Origin of the sequence: Acinetobacter sp. (assembly GCF_041919735.1) — a bacterium.
Taxonomy (GTDB): domain Bacteria; phylum Pseudomonadota; class Gammaproteobacteria; order Pseudomonadales; family Moraxellaceae; genus Acinetobacter.
The window spans coordinates 179,562-197,946 of sequence record NZ_JAYRTF010000001.1 but is presented as its reverse complement, the minus strand read 5'-3'; the positions used below and the strand labels follow the sequence as shown (position 1 = coordinate 197,946).

The window sequence follows — 18,385 nt, the reverse complement described above, 5'->3', positions numbered from 1 at the left end:
ACGAGGGCAATTAGTTTAAAGGAATAAGTTTATCCGTAAGCGGATTTTTAAACTTTTGGCTTTTTGCAAGGAAAGGCAAGTAATGGTTTGCAACTTCCTGCTCAGCTTCAATAATCGGCACATGGCCGACATTGTTTAGAATGACAGGAGCTTCAGCGCGTTTCAATAAGGTTTTCAGTTCATTCGCCGCTTCAACATTAATGATTTTGTCCTGCTTGCCCCAAAGAATCAGGGTCGGCGCTTCGACTGCTTTGGTCAGGCGGGCAAAGCTATCCGGCGTATAGATCCGGTTCATGGTCACCACTTGATCAATCATTTTGCTGGTTTGCGCCGCTTGCGCAATCAGGTGCTGTTCTTGCGCCTGTTTTAATTTAAAAGGCACCGCAGGCGGGTTTTGCATCAGCTGATGCATTACGCTGTCGAAGTCGCCGGGCTTAGAGACAATCAGTTCTTTAAGTGAAGATGGATTCTTGGTATACGGCGTCAGCGCATGCTTATAAATGCCCGCGCTGTTCAGCAGAAACAGGCTTTGCGTATCAAAAGGATATTGCGCCGCGTACACCGTCGCAATCGAACCGCCCAGTGAATGGCCGGCAATATTCAGCTTGTCTTCAATATCCATTTTTTCGGCAAACTGGCGCAGCTGCTCAGTGACATTGGGGACAGACACATCAAAATTTGCCGGGACTTTGGTATCGCCATTGCTCGGCAAGTCTGGAATGATCACGTGATAATACGGCGTCAGATAATGCGCAACGCGGTTCCAGTTATCGCGGTTGCCGGCCAAGCCATGAATCAGCAGAATGGAAGGATTCGCGCGTGAACCGCCTTCGCTGTAGCTCCAGGTGATATTGCCGATTTGCACCGTTTTAGAGACCAGTCCTGCGGCTTTGCGTTCCTGCACTAAATAATTCTGCAATATTGCCGTTGGATTGGCTGCCGATCCTGAAGCAAAATTCTGCGCCGCAGAAGGAGCATTGCCTGCTGCAAAGCTGTTGTGCGCGCACAGCAGCAGTCCGCATAAGCTGGCTGACTTTAAAGCGCGGCCGAAAGTCGAATGTAGTCCCTTCATTGACTGATGTAACCCCTAAAATACGGCATAATTTGTTATTTCATTTATTTAAGAATTATTTGAATTAGCGCATTCGTCTAATGGAAACTTTCTTGAAGAACATTGTAGATTAAATATTTGGTTTGTCACACTGCGCTTTATGACCGGGTTAGTCGAGCTGAAATAAAGTGTGCGCTGCATCTTGAAAATAAACAAAAATATTCTGCAGATATCGCATGCTTTGGCATTTTAGCTCATCTTTTTGTACGGATCTTTTATCTTTGCTGGAAATAGCAGTCGTTCTGCATAACTGGCGGCTGAAATTTCGGCAGTCAAAATAGCAGGCTCAGAAAAAACTTTTCCTAATTGTTTTTGCAAGTGACATTCAACGGGCAGAAGATTAAAATATTTCAACTTCAAACCAGGGTAGAAGATCATGCTAACAGCAGAAGAAGCTTTAGATCGCTTAAAAGAAGGGAATGAGCGTTTCGTAAATGGCCAAACGCAGCACCTTAAGCTTTTGACGCATCAGCAGCGTGCAGAAATGGCGGAAAACCAAGAACCATTTGCGATTGTATTGGGGTGTTCCGATTCACGCGTTCCAGCAGAAATGGTTTTTGACCAAGGCCTGGGTGATTTATTCGTGATCCGTGTTGCCGGCAACATTGTCGCGCCGTCGCAAGTGGGCAGCGTAGAATTCGCAGCCGACAGTTTCAGCTGTCCGGTGGTGATTGTTTTGGGCCATACGCACTGCGGCGCGATTCATTCAACTATTGAAGCCTTAACCAATCCAGCATCTCCGCCATCGGCAAACTTAATGTCGATTGTGAACCGCGTGCGCCCATCGGTTGAAATTCTTTTACAGACAGAATTGAAAGATGATTTGGACAAGCTTTCAATCCATGCTGTGCGTTCAAATGTATTTGCGTCTGTGAACCAGCTGCGCCACGGCTCTGCGGTATTGGAAAACCTGATTGCTCAAGGCAAGCTGAAAGTGGTCGGCGCTGAGTATTCTTTGGAAACCGGCAAAGTAACGTTCTTCGATTTCTAATTTTTAAGCATGATTTTCATGTTGCAAAAGCCGGCAAATATGCCGGCTTTTTATTGCCTGGTTTTTTATTATCTAGCTTTTTTATTGTCTAGCTTTTTCATGGTTCAGTGATAGGCATTCAATCCGCTCAAGAACTTCTCACGATGCATTAAAGCGCGCTTTTAATCAGCGGGTAGGCATTGTTCAGCAAGATCGGCTGAGCTTTGGCATTGGGATGAATCTGATCATTCTGCATCAGATCTTTATGCCCCGCGACCCCCTCTAAAAAGAAAGGCAGCAGTTTGACGTTGTATTGCCGGCTGACCAGCTTATAGCTGTTTTCAAAGGCGGTGCTGTAGGCCGTGCCATAATTCGGCGGAATTTTCATGCCGAAAACCACAACATTTGCTTTGGCTTTTTGGCTTTGCTGAATCAGCTGGGCTAGATTTTTCTGCATCATTTGCGGCGGCTGTCCGCGCAGGCCGTCATTGCCGCCCAGTTCAATCACCACCACTTGCGGCTGATGCGTTTGCAGCAGTTTCGGCAGGCGCGCCAAAGCGCCGCTGGTGGTTTCGCCGCTCACACTTGCATTGACCACTTTATGCGCTTTCGGATACTGTTGGTCTAAGCGTTTTTGCAATAGCTGCACCCAGCCTTGCTGCGGCTGAATGCCGTAGCCGGCGCTTAAGCTGTCGCCGAGCACCATGATGGTTTTTGCGCTGGACAGCATGGGGAACAGGCCTATGCCTAAAGCAGCCGTTAAACAACATATTCGAATTTTAAGACCGCGTTTTTGTATCAAACTTTGCATAAGAATCTGCTAGACCTGTAGATAGGAAAAATATGAGCCAAATTTCGACTGATTTATCCATCATGCCACAAGCCATTATTTCTGCACAGCAATTGACGCAAAAGATAGCGTTGGGTTCTAAAGAGCTTTGCATTTTTGAAAATTTGGATTTAGATATTTTTGCCGGTGAGCAAGTGGCCATTACCGGCCGTTCCGGTTCTGGCAAGTCCACCCTGCTGGGGATTTTGGCAACCTTGGATCAAGCCAGCGCAGGGCATCTGCAGGTCTGCGGGCACGCGGTTGATCAGCTCAATGAAGAACAGCGCGCGGCTGTGCGCTTAAAGCATATCGGTTTTGTGTTTCAGTCTTTTCAATTGCTGCCGCATCTCAGCGCGCTGGAAAATGTCATGCTGCCGCTGCGCCTGCATCCGAATTTTCACTATGCCGAAGCAGAGCAAAAAGCGCTGGCCTTGCTGGAAAAAGTCGGTTTAGCGCGTCAGGCGCTGCAAACTCCGAAAGTGCTGTCTGGCGGAGAGCAGCAGCGTGTTGCGATTGCCCGCGCGCTGATCAGCGAGCCGCAGATTATTTTTGCAGATGAGCCGACAGGCAATTTGGATGGCGCGACCGCCAAAGACATTGAACAGCTGCTGTTTCAGCTGAACCGTGAATTGGGCACCACACTGATATTGGTCACGCACGATCCCAAGCTGGCGACGCAGTGCCAGCGCCATTTTGAACTGGCGGACGGCCAGCTGACTGAACATCAGCACGGAGGATGAAATGAATCCATTATTCCATCCGCTGCTCAGGCAGAGCTTTAAAAGCACCGGCATTTATCTGCTGCTGATCGCCTTGACCTTAGCCATCAGCGCAACGACCGCATTAAAGTTCAGCAATGCGCAGATTCAAAATGCCGTTGCCTTGCAAGCCGCGGAAATGCTGGCGGGCGATTTGGTGCTCAGTGACAATCAACCGATTGCGCAGCCTTGGAAAGAACGCGCGCAGCAGCTCCAATTGCAGCAGTCCGAAGTCACAATGTTTGGCACCATGGCGCATACAGCAGATCAGTTTGTCATGGTGAATGTCAAAGCCATTGATGGCCGGTTTCCGCTGCGCGGTGAGCTGAGCGTAACGCCCGCAGCCAAACAGATTCAATCCGGGGAAATTTGGCTGAGCCAGCGCGCCATGGATCTATTGCATCTGAAAATCGGCGACAGTGTGCAGATTGCCGATGGCCGCTTTAAAGTGACAGCGCAGATTATCCATGACAGCAATCAAGAGCTGGGTTTCAGCGGTTTCTCACCGACAGTGATTATTTCCAAGCAGGATGTGGCCAAAACCAATGCCGTGCAGACGGGCAGCCGCATTGAATACCGCTTGCTGCTGGCTGGCGCTCCTGCGCAAACCCGGCAATTTGAGCAGCAGTTTAGACAGCAGCATCCGGATAGACCGGGGATGCCTGCTGCTGGGGCTGCCGCGGATGATTCTTCTGCCGATGCGCAAAGCAGCCTGCGCCTGCGAAATGCCAGTGAAGGCAATACCCGCTTAATGAAGCCGATTGCCAATTTGGATACCTTTTTGCAGCTGGCGAATATTTTGACTATCTTTCTGTGCGGGATTGCCATCGCACTCACCAGCCAGCGCTATGTGCAGCAAAATCAGGACCATATTGCTTTGATGCGCTGCATGGGGGCATCCAAGCAGCAAATCCTGTGGGCCTATCTGTCATTGCTGGCCGTGGTGTTTGGCTGTGCAATCGTTTTGGGAAGCGCCGCAGGCATTGCTTTGGGCTATGGGCTGCTGCAGCTGATGCTTGAGCTGATTCCACAGCTGAATGTGGCTTTCTCGGCAGCAGATATGCTGCTGGGACCGCTGCCGATTGCCATGCTGACCAGTGCGGTGGTCTTGCTGGGTTTTGTCTTGCCAAGTTTATGGCAATTGCTGAATACAGCGCCTATCCGCGTGATCCGCCAGCAGGAGAAACCGGTGCAGTCCATGCTGTGGATGCTGCTGACAGGGACGGCCAGTCTGGTGCTGTTTAGCGTGGTGCTCACTGAAAACCTGATGCTGACAGCATGGGTCATCGGCGCGATTATTGTCTTGTGTGCAGTCTTGTATGCATTTATCTGGGCCTTGCTGAAATTCATCCGCAATCTCAAGCTGGGCATTTCCGCCTATGTGCGCACGCCGTATCAAACCGCTTTTCAAATTACCGCATTGGCCTTGGGGCTGAGCCTGATTACTGTGCTGGCGGTATTGCGCACCGATCTGCTGGAGCGCTGGCAGCAGCAGCTGCCGGCAGGCACGCCGAATCAGTTTGTGTATGGCTTGCCGCCTATGGACATGCCTGCTTTTCAGCAGCAGCTGGATGCGCATGGCTGGAAGGGCACGCCGCTGTACCCGAATATCCGCGGGCGTTTGGTGGCGAAAAATGATCAGCCCTTTAGTGATGAGCTGCTGAAGAACAACAATTCTTTACGCCGTGAATTGAATTTGACTCAAGCCAGCGCTTTTCCTGCGGACAATCAAATTGTCAGCGGGGCCGTCAAATTCAGCCATGCCAATGAAGTTTCAGTCGAAGCCAAAACCGCGGCGGAGCTGGGCATCAATATTGGCGACCGCCTGACTTTCAGCCTGCCTGAGGGCTTGCTGCAAGCCAAAGTGGTGAATCTGCGCAGTGTAGAGTGGGAGAGTTTCAGTCCAAACTTCTTCTTTATTTTTTCACCGAAGAGCATGGATGAAAATGCCGGCAGCTATCTGGGCAGCTTTTATGTGCCGCCTGCGGAAAAACCGCAATTGATTCAGCTGATTCAGCAGTTTTCCAATACGGTGTTTATTGATGTGACTTTAATTTTGGATGAGGTCAAGCGCATCGTCAGCCTGCTGGTGCAGATCATTACCATTTTGGCCGTGCTGGTGGCTTTGTCCGGTATTTTGGTGCTGATCGCCTGCCTGAATCTGCTGATGGATGAGCGCAAGCGGGAAGTAGCGCTGCTGCGGTCATTCGGCAGTTCCAAACAGAAGCTGAAACGCATGCTGAGTTTGGAAATTGGCTTTATGGGGCTGATTGCAGGCGTGGTGTCCTGCTTATTTGCAGAAATCATCAGCGCGATTGCCAGCTACCGAATGGAATTGGCCATTCAGCCGCATGGGGAAATCTGGCTGATTCTGCCGGTGCTGATGACGCTGCTCTGCGCGCTGATTGGACGCTACCGCCTGAGCTATTTAAGCGATATTCCGCCTTTGCAAAGCCTGCGCGAAATGAATCAGTGATTCATTCCGGCGGCAGCGTATAGGATTGTGTTTTGAGGGCGGCGGTGCTGGCGTGTCAGCCGGTTTATGCCGCTTAGCGGATTGCGCTGTTCATCATATTCACCAGCTCTTGCCACAGCGGCTGAATATACACCACCAAAGACAGGCAGTATTGATAGGCAAACCAGCACAGCGCTGCGCCGATCAAGAGGCTGATGGGGTTGATCAGCGCGCTGCGCTGCATTTTGGCGCCGGCATACCAAGCGGCCGCCAAGAAAGCGCCCATGAGCATGCCGCCAATATGGGCCGCATTGTTGATGCCGCTGATCATAAAGCCCATGGCTAAGTTGATGCCCATGACGCTGAGCAAGGTTCTTTTATCCAGCAGAAAGCGCTGCTGCGGCAGCACCGGAAACAGCGACAGCACTGTCAGCGCTGCGCCAATCCCCATCACCGCGCCAGATGCGCCCGCGCCGACGCTGGGCAGCAGCGCGCGGTTGGCTTCGCCGATGCGCAGGAGTTCATAGCTGTCTTGGATGGAAATATAGCCGCTGAGCAGTGAACCGCTGATGCCGGTTAAAAAATACAGGCCGATAAAATACGCGCGGCCCAGCATCTGTTCCGCAATGCTGCCGAAAATATACAGCGCCCACATATTCAGCATGAGATGGATGATGCCGAAATGAAAAAACATGCTGCTGACAAGGCGAAATGGTTCCGCTAAAAAACTTAAAGGCGCATAATCAGCACCCCAGCGGATTGCATCAGCGGTGCTCGGGCTGCTGATGTTCATGCCATGCAGGACTTGCCAAGCAAATAGCCCGACATTTGCCGCAATCATGAAAGCGGTAAACCACCAAAGCTGAATTTCCAGTTTACGGTTTATCTGCGGTGGATGAAGTTCTGACATGCTATGCTTTGGGTCATTATTGATTTAATAACAAGCTTAACATGAAAAAAGCAATTTTCAGGAGCATCTGATTGACATGAAAGCCTTTCTTGTCCGTACTCTACTTATTCTTGTCAGTTTGGTGCTTTTAGTTCAGCTGTGGATTTTTGCCAGCTTAGCGTGGTGGCGCACGCATCCTGTAGATACCACCATGATGATGCGGATTGATTATTGGTCTGATCCTTCGGAACCGATTAAGCATCAATGGCGGGACTATGACCAAATCAGTGATTATTTAAAACATGCAGTGGTTGCAGCCGAGGACGGAAAGTTCCTGCAGCATCACGGTTTTGACTGGGCGGGCATGCAGTTCGCGCTGGAGCGCAATAAAGATAAAGGCAAGGTAGTGGCCGGCGGATCGACCATTTCCCAGCAGCTGGCAAAAAATCTGTTTTTATACAATAAGCGTTCCTTTGTTCGCAAAGGCCAAGAAGCTGTAGCGACCTGGATGATGGAGCGCATGTGGTCGAAAGAGCGCATTTTAGAGGTCTATCTGAACTCAGTGGAGTTCGGAAATAATATTTATGGGGCAGAAGCGGCCTCGCAGCATTATTTTGGCAAGAGTTCACGCAGTTTAAGCCGTGAGCAGGCAGCTTTCTTGGCCGCGATTTTGCCGAATCCGAAGTATTATCAAGACCACCGCAGCGATGCCAAGCTAAAATACCGCAAGCGGATGATTCAAAAATATATGCGTTACAGCCATATTCCTTAAAATCCGCATTTGCACTGTCCTTATGCTTAAAAAAAGCCTGGTTTTCTAGGCTTTTTTTATGAAATTGTCATAAATTTGAAGCATACTAAAAGATATGCACCGCACTTTCAAAAATCATAGGTTAGACATGAATACGGCAGCTGACGCTTCTCTAATACCCGCAGAATATACTTATAATGATCGTTATATTAACCGTGAGCTTTCGATTTTAGATTTTCATCTGCGTGTTCTTGAGCAGGCGGTCGATCCTTTGCATCCGCTGCTGGACCGCATGAACTTCCTGTTGATTTTTTCCCGCAATTTAGATGAGTTTTTTGAGATCCGCGTTGCCGGCATGATGGAGCAGCTGGATCTGGGCAATGAAAGCCATACCCCAGACGGTTTAACGCCCAAGCAGGTCTTGGATCAAATTTCTGAAACCGCGCATGCCGCAATTGAGCGCCAATACCGTATTTTAAATGAAGAGATTTTGCCGAAATTGCGCGAGGAAGATATTTGCTTCTTGCGCCGCGGTGAACTGACACCGGCGCAATCGGCATGGGTCAAAAAATATTTTCAGGAACAGGTCGCGCCGGTTTTGACGCCGATCAGCTTAGACCCTGCGCATCCATTCCCGCGCTTGGTCAATAAAAGCCTGAACTTTATTATTACGCTGGAAGGCAAAGATGCCTTTGGCCGTCAGATAGATTTGGCGGTTGTGCCTGCGCCGCGCTCATTGCCGCGCGTGGTGCGCCTGCCGGATGAGCTGACAGGCGGCAAAGAGCATCATGTGATGCTGTCCGCCATTATTCATGAACATGTCTCTGACTTATTCCCAGGCATGACGGCAACAGGCTGCTATCAATTCCGTGTCACCCGCAACGCCGATTTGGCGCTGAATGAAGATGTGGAAGATTTGGCTAAAGCGCTGAAAGGCGAGCTGAACTCACGCCGGTTTGGCCGCGCGGTGCGTCTGGAAGTCACTGAAAACTGTCCAAAGCATATCTATGATTATCTGCTGGACGAATTCGATCTGGACGAAGAGCAGCTGTATAAGGTCGATGGCCCAGTCAATTTGGCGCGCCTGCTGTCTAATTTTAAACGTCCGCATTTGCGTTATGACTCGCATACGCCGGTTATTCCAAAAGTCTTGAAAAAGTCTGAGAATATTTTCAGCGCGATGCAGAAGCAGGACATTTTGCTGCACCATCCCTTTGAATCTTTCGCGCCGGTGATTAACCTGCTGCGTGAAGCCGCACGCGATCCTCAGGTATTGGCGATTAAGCAAACCTTATACCGCAGCGGCGCAGATTCTGAAATTGTGCAAGTGCTAGCGGAAGCGGCGCGCAACGGCAAAGAAGTCACGGCAGTGATCGAGCTGCGCGCGCGGTTTGATGAAGAATCCAATATCGCGGTGGCGAATGTGCTGCAGGAAGCGGGCGCAGTCGTCGTGTACGGCATTGTCGGCTATAAAACCCACGCCAAAATGATTTTAGTGGTGCGCCGTGAAAACAATAAGCTGGTGCGCTATGTGCATTTGGGAACCGGCAACTACCATGCCGGCAATGCGCGCATTTATACCGATTACGGCCTGCTGACGACCGATAAGGATCTCTGCGAAGATGTGCACCGTATTTTCCAGGAACTGACAGGCATGGGTAAAATGGCGAAGCTGAAAAAACTGCTTCATGCGCCTTTTACCCTGCATGCGCAGCTGGTGAATTATATTGATGATGAAATTGCCAATGCGAAAGCGGGCAAGCCTGCGCAAATCATTGTGAAAGTGAATGCGCTGACCGAAGTGCAGCTGATCAATAAGCTGTATGAAGCCTCGCAAGCCGGCGTGCAGATTGACCTGATTATCCGTTCGATTTGCTGCTTGCGTCCAGGGCTGCCGGGCCTGTCGGAAAATATCCGGGTGCGTTCTGTGGTCGGCCGTTTCTTGGAACATACCCGCGTGTATTATTTTAGCAATAACGGTGATGCCCGCATCTATTGTTCAAGCGCCGACTGGATGGACCGCAACCTGTTTAACCGTGTAGAAGCGTGCTTCCCAATTGAGGATACGGGGCTGAAAAAACGGATTTATCAGCAAGGCTTGGTCAACTACCTTAAAGATAATCAGCAGGCTTGGCAGCTGCAGGGCGACGGCACTTGGGTGCGGGTGCAGGCGGAGGAAGGCGCAGAACTGCATAATGCGCAGCGCATTCTGCTGAATCTGATTAAATAACAGGGTTTGATCAGTAAAAAATCAAGCTGATTGAATACTGCAAAAGGAAGCTGGCTCAGCTTCTTTTTTGCTGTGCATGCTGCCGATTCAATTTACGGAAGATATTCTTAATAAAGCTATAGACCTGATATTCCGATAACTTTAATGCCGATGCCGTTTCGGCCGCAGATTGGGTTTGGCTGATGTGCTGAATAATCTGTATTTCGGCATTGCTCAATAACGGCTGTGACGGTGATTGAGGATTATTGTGCAGCGGTTTACGCAGCTGCTGAGCCAACTGCGGATGCAGTATTGCGCCGCCGCGTAAAATCCATTTAACGTGCTGGAATTGCTGCTCTGCAGGCGTATTTGACAGCAAATAAGCATCAGCACCCAATTGAATGGCTGTCAGCAGCTCTTCAGGCAAGGAAGCCTGTTCATGCATTGTGACCAAATAGCTGGCTGGGTAAATGCCTTTCATTTCTTGAATAAACAGCAGGTCATCTGGGGTTTGAACGGTAAAGAAAATCAAATTAGGAAGGTGTTCGCTTATCGCTGTTTTTGCTTGCTGTTTGTTTTCTGCTTCTAATAGCAGTTCTTCGGGATAGCCCAGATCTTTTAAAATAGTTTGCAAGACGATTTTATGCTGCTGAAATGCAGGCGTGATTCTGCCCGGATGAATCATCAGTACGGGGACAGGCAGAATTAATTCGTTATGCATCAATAGGTTTTCTCTTAATGTTGAATATTAAAAAAATATGAATACAGTTTCTGCATTTGCTTTCGCTTTATTTTAGAAACTTTGCCTCAAAGCGATATGGATATCTATCCCTAGAAATAGGTATTTCACCATTAGAGTTAAATTTAAGTATTTGTTGAATAATATTTATTTTAATAATTGTAGTTTTTTGCGGGTTATGTAGTAGTCATGCATCCATAGGTAAACTTATGTGAGCGCTATGAGTCCATACAGTTTTAGAATTGGCGTTTTGCTCGATTCACGGGAGATTTGTCGAGACAGCAGGATAATGCATCGGCAGTTAGAGCGCAGAATGAGATTAAAAAATTAAAACGTGATATATGTCTCTAATTTGTTTGATATTGTTAATTTGTTTTTATAGTGCTTTGATTTTAATTGAATAATTATTCAAAAATACCCAGAAATAGGGATAGGCCAATTTTTCAGTGAACATTATCATACCCCCATCTTCTGACTTATCTGGCTAGGAAGAAGATTTATAAAGGTTATAGATGATTTCGTATTTCCAGTTTGAAATCATCTGTATTTTTCCTTAAAAGGGCAACCATGTTGGTTTGCCCTTTTTCTTTTGTGTGCCCTCTAAAAATATCCATAAAAAAAGGAGCTTTTCAGCTCCTTTTTATCGATCGTCATGCCAATCAATCGGCAAATTTTGCCGTGATCCTCAGTGCAAATTATGCATAATCTTTTGCAGGATTTGCAGCAATACGTCAAATTCGCTTTGCAGCGGTGTGCTTTTGCGGGTAATCAGCGCTAAAGTCCGGCTCGGGCCTGCAGTGATGGGTTTTACCGCCAAGTTGGCATCAGCTTTGAGCATATTGGTATGCAGTGAAATTTCCGGAAGCAGGGTAAAGCCTAAATCGGCAGAGACCATTTCCACTAAAGTCGGCAAAGAACTGGCTTTTAAACGGTGATCATTTTTGCGTTCGCCAATTGGGCAGGCGCTTAGCGCATGATCGCGCAGGCAGTGGCCTTCTTCCAGCAGCATCAGGCGGGATAAGTCCAAATCATCCAGCGAAACCGCATTGGCTGCGTTTTGATCCGCGCGGTTATACACCAGATATAAGCTTTCTTTGGCAATTTCCGCAACTTTTAAACTGCGTGTATCAAATGGCAGAGCCAAAACCACCATATCTAAATTGCCGTGTTCCAGTTTTTCGACAATTTTTTCACTTTGCGCTTCATGTAAATGCAGCTGAATTTTCGGCAGCTGCTTATGCACTTCATCCAGCAGCTGAGACAAAATAAACGGCGCGATGGTCGGAATAATGCCCAGATGCAAATCGCCTGTCAGCGGCTCACTCATTTCACGGCTCAGGCGCATTAAGTCCTGAGCATCGGCCAAGAGAACACGCGCCCGGGCAACAACCTGTTCGCCCAGCGGCGTTAAACGGACATTTTGACGGTCACGTTCTACGAGTACGCCGCCTAACAGACGCTCAAGCTCCATGATGCCGCCCGACAATGTAGACTGGGTGACAAATGAACGGCGCGCAGCTTCAGTAAAATGCAGCGTTTCAGACAGCGTTACGAGATATGACAGCTGTCTTAAAGATGGTAATGCAGCCATAGTGTCCTAATGTTTATGAATTAAAGTGATCGGCAAATAAACCGCTAATATATGGAATAAAATGCGGAGGGATATCATGCCCCATTCCATCAATTAATTCAAATTTAGCGCCTGAAATTGCCTTAGCTACAGCTTTGCCATGGCTGGGCGGGAGCAAGCGATCGCGTGATCCATGCACAACCAAAGTCTGCTTCTGTATTTCTTTGTCCAGCTTCAGCAGCGAACCTGTACATAATATTGCTAAAAACTGCTGAAGTACACCCGCAGGGTAGTAACTTCGCTGATATAGCCGCCGCGCATTCTGAATGGCTTCCAGCTGATTGACATAGCCTGGAGAGCCGATCATGTTGAAAACTTTCAGGCTGTGGTTGACGATGCCTTCTTCATCATGCGATTCCGGCTTGCCGATCAGGCTGAAGAGCTGCTTTGGATAGGGCGGCGGCAGCAGCGGCTGATTATTGCTGGTAAACATTAAGCCCAGCTTATTGATTTTTTCCGGATATCGCGCAGACAGGATCTGGGCGATCATGCCGCCCATGGATGCGCCAATGACATTGACATTTTCCAGGCCCATACGGTCAATCAGCAGCGAGGCATCATCGGCCATATCATACAGATTATAAGGCGCGCCTTGGTTTTCCAGCCCCAATGCGAAACGCCCCATCAACTTGAATGTGTTGAGGCGGGGACCTTTGTTTCTGATTTTTGAAGAAAGGCCAATATCGCGGTTGTCAAAACGGATAACGCGGTAGCCTTGGTCAATGAGGGATTTGCAAAAGAAATCAGGCCAGTACAGCATTTGCGCGCCTAGGCCCATCACCAGAAGGATAGGCGGGTGGTCTGGATTTCCCCCAGCTTCTACGTGCAGTTCAATGCCATTGCCTAAATCGACTTTGGTTTCGTGCATAAAGGCTGTGTATGGAGACGTGCTAAATTGTAATGCGCTATTCATTATTATTCTCCCCATCATAAGGACGTTTTATTAAAAAACGTCCTTATATTAAACGCTTAAACTGATAAAGGAATCAAGTCTGGAACCAGCTTGGTTAATGCCAGGCGCTGTTTGCCTGCAGCTGCGCCCAATAAGACAAAGCCGCGCAGGGTGCCTTCACTGTCGGTTGCTTTTGCCAGCATGCCGTCTTCGGTTTCGTCGGTTTCCCAAGTCACTTCCGCCGTCAAAGGCGCCGGCAGAACGGTCAGAGGAGCTGCCGGTGTTTTTACCGCAACCGGCATGGCTGGATAATGCACCGCAGTCCGGTCGCCATTCAGGGTTTTTGCCAGCGCGCGCGCCTGCTGCATGATCGGCATCACATACGGTAGCAGGGTTCCGTTGACTTCCGCACAGTCGCCCATGGCATAAATATCCGGCTGATTGGTTTCTAAACCGGCATTGGTTAAGACGCCGCGGCTGGTGAGGATGCCCGCATCTTTGGCCAGTGCGATGTTCGGCTGCAGGCCAATTGCAGATAAAACGATATCCGCTTTAAAGTTTTGGCCGTTGGCTAAAGTCACCAGATAATGTCCCGCGCTGTCTTTGCTGACTTTTTCAACGGTGGTGCTTAAGGCGAAGTGAATGCCTGTGTCTTCTAAATTCTGTTTAAATGCTTCAGCCACATGCGCCGGCAGCAGACGGCCCAGCGGCAGCGGCGCAAGGTCAATCACCGTGACATTATGGCCAGTATTCTGCAAATCATTGGCGAATTCACAGCCGATTAAGCCTGCGCCCAAAATCACCACGCGCTTTTCTGCGCATTGATCGATTTGCCCGCGGAAGGCTTTATAGTCATTGAGATTATTCACCACATGAATATCATCGCTGCCGTCGCCGGAAATCGCCAAGCGGATAGGATTGGCGCCTACGGCTAAAACCAGTTTGGAATAGGCCTGCTTGGATTCTGCGCCATCTGCCTGCTGAAGCAGGAGCTGATGCGCAGCGGCATCAATTGATTTCACCCAAGTATGATTGCGGATCTGCATATTCAGCTGAGCAGCCATTTTTCCGGCGTCGCCCAGCGCAATCTGTTCTGGCGCTTTTTTGCCGGTATAGGCATTGGACAAAGTCGGTTTAGCATAGTTTGCAGCATCATCAGAGCAAATCATGATAAGTTCTTGCTCAGCATTCAGCTTGCGGAATTCACGTGCGGCTGCATAGCCCGCCATACCTGAGCCAATGATGACAATCGGATGCATACTTTACTCCAAGCGCATTAATCTATTTTTGGGGCAAAAAAAAGACCATAATGGGATGGTCTTCTAGTGTGATGTATTAAATTTCAACCATTTCGAAATCAGCTTTTGATACGCCGCAATCCGGGCAAGTCCAGTCATCTGGAATGTCGTCCCATTTTGTGCCAGCTACGATGCCATCCTGCGGCCAGCCTTCTGCTTCGTCATAAATCCATCCACAAACGATGCATTGATACTTTTTCATTTGATTCTCCAAAAACTGATCGAAAAAGGGGATCAGTCAAACAACTCACTACTGTAAGACTCTAATAATTTGACTTTGACAGCAAACTCTTGCGTAAATTTTTACGCAGTTCTGAGCATAAAGTAAAGTGAATAAGAGTTTAAGCAGCGAAATAAAAACCAGAATGTTCAGCTGGGACAAAAAATGTCATCAAATGCACGATTTATCAAATTATTGTCTGACAATATATCGGTATTAAACGGCGTGGAGGCACTGCCTGAAACAGGATTATTCAATTTTTTGAGGGCGCTATAGACTAAAGTCGTGAAGCTTTACGCAGTATTTTTTGTTAAATTATGATCAGATTATTCTATATCTATTATTTATTAAATAAATGGTAGTAATAAAATCAATAGCTTAGTTAAAATTGGCAATTGTGAATCTATTTTTAAAATGGCAATTGGCTGTTCTTTATTCAAATTTAGCGTTAAAATTCACGCATTCCTTTTTTAGATTATTTTTCTCCTATGAGCAATTTGTCTGCTGTATTGTGGTCGCACATTCGTACTGTTCAAGATTTTCCAAAACCAGGGATCTGTTTCTTTGACCTTACGCCGTTATTTATGAATAACATTGGCCCGCTGACAGATGCTTTAATTGAAAGTATTCCTGCTGATAAGCTTGCTGAAGTCGACAGTTTTGTTGCGGTTGAGGCGCGCGGTTTTGTTTTGGCGAGCCTGCTTGCCCAGCGTACCGGCAAAGGCCTGATTTTGGTCCGTAAAGCGGGCAAATTGCCGCCTCCAGTGGTCGGTGTTGGCTACAGTTTAGAGTATGGCATGGACCGCTTGGAAATGTCTGCGGAAATTGAAGGTCAAAAAGTCATCGTGGTGGATGACGTGCTGGCGACTGGCGGCACGCTCCGCGCAGTGAAGCAGCTGGTTGAAAAATGCAATCACCAAGTGCTTGGCGCAAGCATCTTCTTGGACTTGCCGGATTTGCATAAAAATTTAGGGATGGAGATTTGGTCTGTACTGGATGATAAATCGAAGCCTGAATCTCAAGCCGCTTAAGCGCTGAAGCGATTCAATCCAAGCCCTGCTCATGCGGGGCTTTTTATTTGATTAAAAAGGCCTGTTCGATTTGCTGAATCAGCTTATTGATGTTTTCAGGCGTATTTAAGCGGTGATGGCCGCCTTCAATCGCTGCGACCTGCATATAATCTTCCAGCTGTTCCTGCACGATATGCATGTCCAGCACTTCATCCCCGAGTTCCAAATAGGCGAACTGGGGAATGTCATTGTCCAAATCGGCATCGCAAATTGCAGGATAGTCGTCCCTGAAATTAGGCGCCAGGCTAGGATTGGCAACAACGCAGGGAAGGCTGTGAGCGGCAGACATTTTTAGCGCCCAATAGCCGCCTAAGCTGTGCCCGACAATGATTTCCGGTTTAATCTTGTCAATAATTTCATGATAAAAGTCAGCAACGGTCTGAAAATTCAGGTTGCGGTAATCGACATCAATGCAAAATTTCTGCTTTGCATCAATGGCATGGAATTTTGTCGATTCACGGGATGAATCTAAACCATGCAGAAACAGTATTTTTGAGACACAAGCACTCATTTTTTTGTTCACACTGACTATATATATAGAAAATGAAAAGTTGAATATAAGTTACTTTTCAACAAATTGATTTCATCATTGTAGTGCGCTTTGGCAAATAAAGAATTTAGCTTTTGGTCTAAGCAGGCGGCATGGAAGATTGGGCGGTTTGTCCCTTTTCTGTGCGCTTTTAATTGTGCTAAATATTTGAATTCAGATGCAATCGATGCGCTTGAGATCAGTCGCGCAAGGTGTGGGAGAGCATCATTTTGAGATAGCGGGCTGCAATTATTTAACTCGATGCTGATCTTTTTCCAGCCCAGTGATGCTGGCTGAGCTGATTTTTTGAATGGATCACTTTAGTGCTGAAAGCTGAGGCCGCATGATTCGAGGATTCTTCATTGAAAATATCAGATTGCCTACGAATTTGGCTGCAATTCTGCTATGCTATGCCACTTCCAATTTTATTTAATTTTATTCGAGGCAGAGATGACGCAAAATAACGCTCAATCGACTTCTGAACAGCACATTTCCGAAAACGATTTAATTGCACAGCGTCATGCCAAGTTAAAGCAAATTCAAGATCATGCCAAGGAAACCGGTGTTAGCCCTTGGCCAAATACCTTCAAGCGCGAGCATTATGCGCAGGATTTGCAAGATCAATTTGCTGAAAAATCAAAAGAAGAAATTGAAGCTGGCGAACAGGTGCATGTCAAAGTGGCTGGCCGTGTCATGCTGAACCGCGGTTCATTCATTGTGATTCAAGACATGACTGGCCGTATTCAGCTGTATGTTGCGCGCAAAGAATTGGCGCCTGAAGTGCTGGCAACCATTAAAGGCCTTGATCTGGGCGATATTATTGCCGTTGAAGGCTATATTGGCCGTTCAGGCAAAGGCGATTTGTACGTTCACATTGAACACTTTGAACTGCTGACAAAATCACTTCGTCCGCTGCCTGATAAATTCCATGGCTTAACTGATACTGAAGTCAAATACCGCAAGCGTTATTTAGACTTAATTGTGAACGAAGAAACACGCAAAACCTTTGAAATCCGCGCCAAAGTGGTGTCTGGCATTCGCAGCTATTTAAGCAATGAGCGTTTCATGGAAGTTGAAACGCCAATGATGCACGTGATTCCAGGCGGCGCATCTGCGCGTCCATTTGAAACGCATCATAATGCTTTAGATATGCCATTGTTCTTGCGTATTGCGCCTGAGCTTTATTTGAAGCGTTTGGTGGTGGGCGGTTTTGAACGCGTATTCGAAATTAACCGCAACTTCCGCAACGAAGGTGTTTCGACCCGCCATAATCCAGAATTCACCATGATTGAATTCTATCAAGCCTATGCAGATTATAAAGATTTGATGGCTTTGACTGAAAACATGCTGGAAAAATTGGCAATCGACATTTTAGGTTCAACCGATGTGCCTTATGGTGACGAAGTCTACAGCTTCAAAGGCCCATTCAAGAAAATCTCAATGTTTGATGCGATTCTTGAACACAACCCGACATTCACGCCGGAAAATGTATCAGACCGTGAATTCTTGGCAAAATTTGTGCGTGAAGAGTTGAAAGAGCAAGTCAAACCTGGTTTTGGTCTGGGCAAACTGCAAACCATCGTTTTTGAGGAAACGGTTGAAACTCAGCTTCGTCAGCCGACATTTATTACCGAGTATCCTGCGGAAACTTCTCCATTGGCCCGCCGTAATGATGACAATCCGCACATTACGGACCGTTTTGAATTCTTTATTGGCGGCCGTGAGCTGGCCAATGGCTTCTCAGAATTGAATGATCCGATAGACCAAGCGGAACGCTTCCAGGCGCAAGTTGCTGAAAAAGACGCCGGCGATGATGAAGCGATGCATTATGATGCAGACTTTATTGAAGCGTTGGAATATGGCTTGCCTCCAACAGCGGGCGAAGGTATTGGTATTGACCGTTTGGTGATGCTGTTCGTCAATGCGCCAAGTATCCGTGATGTGATTTTGTTCCCGCATATGCGTCACAAAAATGCTTGAATAGTCAACTAAAAAAAGACCCGCTTGATGCGGGTTTTTTTATATATGAATTTTC

Annotated in this window: 17 protein-coding genes; 7 read left to right on the top strand and 10 right to left on the bottom strand. The window is 47.7% G+C overall.

Going from position 1 to position 18,385, the window contains the following annotated elements; translation table 11 throughout:
• Nucleotides 1-10: 10 nt before the first annotated feature.
• Both ACE3T3_RS00860 and ACE3T3_RS00855 read right to left on the bottom strand, forming a co-directional pair.
• Entirely contained in the window at nt 11-1,072 is a 1,062-nt protein-coding gene (locus ACE3T3_RS00860; RefSeq protein ID WP_374663124.1) for an alpha/beta fold hydrolase, read from the bottom strand.
• A 228-nt stretch (nt 1,073-1,300) separates the two neighbouring features.
• A complete protein-coding gene (locus tag ACE3T3_RS00855; RefSeq protein ID WP_374663122.1) occupies nt 1,301-1,429 on the bottom strand; it encodes a hypothetical protein in 129 nt (42 codons plus the stop codon).
• A gap of 58 nt (nt 1,430-1,487) precedes the next feature.
• Between ACE3T3_RS00855 and ACE3T3_RS00850 the strand changes: the two genes are divergently transcribed.
• On the top strand, nt 1,488-2,102 hold the full coding sequence (locus ACE3T3_RS00850; RefSeq protein WP_374663120.1) for a carbonic anhydrase: 615 nt from the start codon (nt 1,488-1,490) through the stop codon (nt 2,100-2,102).
• Between the two features lie 148 nt (nt 2,103-2,250).
• Here the strand turns inward: ACE3T3_RS00850 and ACE3T3_RS00845 are convergent, their stop codons facing one another.
• The gene (locus ACE3T3_RS00845) at nt 2,251-2,892 is read right to left on the bottom strand and encodes an arylesterase (protein WP_374663118.1); all 642 of its coding nucleotides are present in this window, start codon (nt 2,890-2,892) and stop codon (nt 2,251-2,253) included.
• A gap of 32 nt (nt 2,893-2,924) precedes the next feature.
• Between ACE3T3_RS00845 and ACE3T3_RS00840 the strand changes: the two genes are divergently transcribed.
• Both ACE3T3_RS00840 and ACE3T3_RS00835 read left to right on the top strand, forming a co-directional pair.
• Complete coding sequence (locus ACE3T3_RS00840; RefSeq protein ID WP_374663116.1) at nt 2,925-3,650, top strand: ABC transporter ATP-binding protein; 726 nt, start codon at nt 2,925-2,927, stop codon at nt 3,648-3,650.
• Nucleotide 3,651: 1 nt separating this feature from the next.
• The gene (locus tag ACE3T3_RS00835; RefSeq protein WP_374663114.1) at nt 3,652-6,144 is read left to right on the top strand and encodes an ABC transporter permease; all 2,493 of its coding nucleotides are present in this window, start codon (nt 3,652-3,654) and stop codon (nt 6,142-6,144) included.
• Nucleotides 6,145-6,217: 73 nt separating this feature from the next.
• Here ACE3T3_RS00835 and ACE3T3_RS00830 read toward each other — a convergent pair whose 3' ends face one another.
• Nucleotides 6,218-7,033 carry a rhomboid family intramembrane serine protease gene (locus tag ACE3T3_RS00830; protein ID WP_374663112.1) on the bottom strand — a complete coding sequence of 272 codons (816 nt, stop codon included), beginning with the start codon at nt 7,031-7,033 and terminating at the stop codon, nt 6,218-6,220.
• A gap of 76 nt (nt 7,034-7,109) precedes the next feature.
• On the opposite strand from ACE3T3_RS00830, the gene mtgA reads away from it, so the two are divergent.
• Together mtgA and ppk1 are read left to right on the top strand one after the other, a co-directional pair.
• Nucleotides 7,110-7,784: a monofunctional biosynthetic peptidoglycan transglycosylase gene (gene mtgA / locus ACE3T3_RS00825; RefSeq protein WP_374663110.1), complete on the top strand. Its 675-nt coding sequence runs from the start codon at nt 7,110-7,112 to the stop codon at nt 7,782-7,784.
• 127 nt (nt 7,785-7,911) lie between these two features.
• On the top strand, nt 7,912-9,993 hold the full coding sequence (gene ppk1 / locus ACE3T3_RS00820; protein WP_374663108.1) for a polyphosphate kinase 1: 2,082 nt from the start codon (nt 7,912-7,914) through the stop codon (nt 9,991-9,993).
• Nucleotides 9,994-10,048: 55 nt separating this feature from the next.
• On the opposite strand, the gene ACE3T3_RS00815 is transcribed toward ppk1, so the two are convergent.
• From ACE3T3_RS00815 to rubA, 5 genes are all read right to left on the bottom strand, one after another.
• The gene (locus tag ACE3T3_RS00815) at nt 10,049-10,693 is read right to left on the bottom strand and encodes a LuxR C-terminal-related transcriptional regulator (protein ID WP_374663106.1); all 645 of its coding nucleotides are present in this window, start codon (nt 10,691-10,693) and stop codon (nt 10,049-10,051) included.
• A 703-nt stretch (nt 10,694-11,396) separates the two neighbouring features.
• A complete protein-coding gene (oxyR, locus tag ACE3T3_RS00810) occupies nt 11,397-12,302 on the bottom strand; it encodes a LysR family transcriptional regulator OxyR (RefSeq protein WP_374663104.1) in 906 nt (301 codons plus the stop codon).
• 13 nt (nt 12,303-12,315) lie between these two features.
• Nucleotides 12,316-13,254: an esterase EstB gene (estB, locus tag ACE3T3_RS00805; RefSeq protein ID WP_374663102.1), complete on the bottom strand. Its 939-nt coding sequence runs from the start codon at nt 13,252-13,254 to the stop codon at nt 12,316-12,318.
• A 56-nt stretch (nt 13,255-13,310) separates the two neighbouring features.
• Complete coding sequence (locus tag ACE3T3_RS00800) at nt 13,311-14,492, bottom strand: NAD(P)/FAD-dependent oxidoreductase (RefSeq protein WP_374663100.1); 1,182 nt, start codon at nt 14,490-14,492, stop codon at nt 13,311-13,313.
• A gap of 76 nt (nt 14,493-14,568) precedes the next feature.
• Nucleotides 14,569-14,733, bottom strand: a complete 165-nt coding sequence (gene rubA, locus ACE3T3_RS00795; protein WP_005008208.1) for a rubredoxin RubA — start codon at nt 14,731-14,733, stop codon at nt 14,569-14,571.
• Nucleotides 14,734-15,239: 506 nt separating this feature from the next.
• On the opposite strand from rubA, the gene ACE3T3_RS00790 reads away from it, so the two are divergent.
• On the top strand, nt 15,240-15,782 hold the full coding sequence (locus ACE3T3_RS00790; RefSeq protein WP_374663098.1) for an adenine phosphoribosyltransferase: 543 nt from the start codon (nt 15,240-15,242) through the stop codon (nt 15,780-15,782).
• Nucleotides 15,783-15,825: 43 nt separating this feature from the next.
• Here the strand turns inward: ACE3T3_RS00790 and ACE3T3_RS00785 are convergent, their stop codons facing one another.
• Nucleotides 15,826-16,332, bottom strand: a complete 507-nt coding sequence (locus tag ACE3T3_RS00785) for a YqiA/YcfP family alpha/beta fold hydrolase (RefSeq protein ID WP_374663096.1) — start codon at nt 16,330-16,332, stop codon at nt 15,826-15,828.
• 468 nt (nt 16,333-16,800) lie between these two features.
• Between ACE3T3_RS00785 and lysS the strand changes: the two genes are divergently transcribed.
• Complete coding sequence (gene lysS, locus ACE3T3_RS00780; protein ID WP_374663095.1) at nt 16,801-18,330, top strand: lysine--tRNA ligase; 1,530 nt, start codon at nt 16,801-16,803, stop codon at nt 18,328-18,330.
• The last annotated feature ends 55 nt before the right edge of the window (nt 18,331-18,385 follow it).

Bases quoted from the DNA above. Each gene is read 5' to 3' on its own strand.
- ACE3T3_RS00860 (WP_374663124.1), bottom strand. From the start codon at position 1,072: ATGAAGGGACTACATTCGACTTTCGGCCGCGCTTTAAAGTCAGCCAGC.
- ACE3T3_RS00850 (WP_374663120.1), top strand. From the start codon at position 1,488: ATGCTAACAGCAGAAGAAGCTTTAGATCGCTTAAAAGAAGGGAATGAG.
- ACE3T3_RS00845 (WP_374663118.1), bottom strand. From the start codon at position 2,892: ATGCAAAGTTTGATACAAAAACGCGGTCTTAAAATTCGAATATGTTGT.
- ACE3T3_RS00840 (WP_374663116.1), top strand. From the start codon at position 2,925: ATGAGCCAAATTTCGACTGATTTATCCATCATGCCACAAGCCATTATT.
- ACE3T3_RS00835 (WP_374663114.1), top strand. From the start codon at position 3,652: ATGAATCCATTATTCCATCCGCTGCTCAGGCAGAGCTTTAAAAGCACC.
- ACE3T3_RS00830 (WP_374663112.1), bottom strand. From the start codon at position 7,033: ATGTCAGAACTTCATCCACCGCAGATAAACCGTAAACTGGAAATTCAG.
- mtgA (WP_374663110.1), top strand. From the start codon at position 7,110: ATGAAAGCCTTTCTTGTCCGTACTCTACTTATTCTTGTCAGTTTGGTG.
- ppk1 (WP_374663108.1), top strand. From the start codon at position 7,912: ATGAATACGGCAGCTGACGCTTCTCTAATACCCGCAGAATATACTTAT.
- ACE3T3_RS00815 (WP_374663106.1), bottom strand. From the start codon at position 10,693: ATGCATAACGAATTAATTCTGCCTGTCCCCGTACTGATGATTCATCCG.
- oxyR (WP_374663104.1), bottom strand. From the start codon at position 12,302: ATGGCTGCATTACCATCTTTAAGACAGCTGTCATATCTCGTAACGCTG.
- estB (WP_374663102.1), bottom strand. From the start codon at position 13,254: ATGAATAGCGCATTACAATTTAGCACGTCTCCATACACAGCCTTTATG.
- ACE3T3_RS00800 (WP_374663100.1), bottom strand. From the start codon at position 14,492: ATGCATCCGATTGTCATCATTGGCTCAGGTATGGCGGGCTATGCAGCC.
- rubA (WP_005008208.1), bottom strand. From the start codon at position 14,733: ATGAAAAAGTATCAATGCATCGTTTGTGGATGGATTTATGACGAAGCA.
- ACE3T3_RS00790 (WP_374663098.1), top strand. From the start codon at position 15,240: ATGAGCAATTTGTCTGCTGTATTGTGGTCGCACATTCGTACTGTTCAA.
- ACE3T3_RS00785 (WP_374663096.1), bottom strand. From the start codon at position 16,332: ATGAGTGCTTGTGTCTCAAAAATACTGTTTCTGCATGGTTTAGATTCA.
- lysS (WP_374663095.1), top strand. From the start codon at position 16,801: ATGACGCAAAATAACGCTCAATCGACTTCTGAACAGCACATTTCCGAA.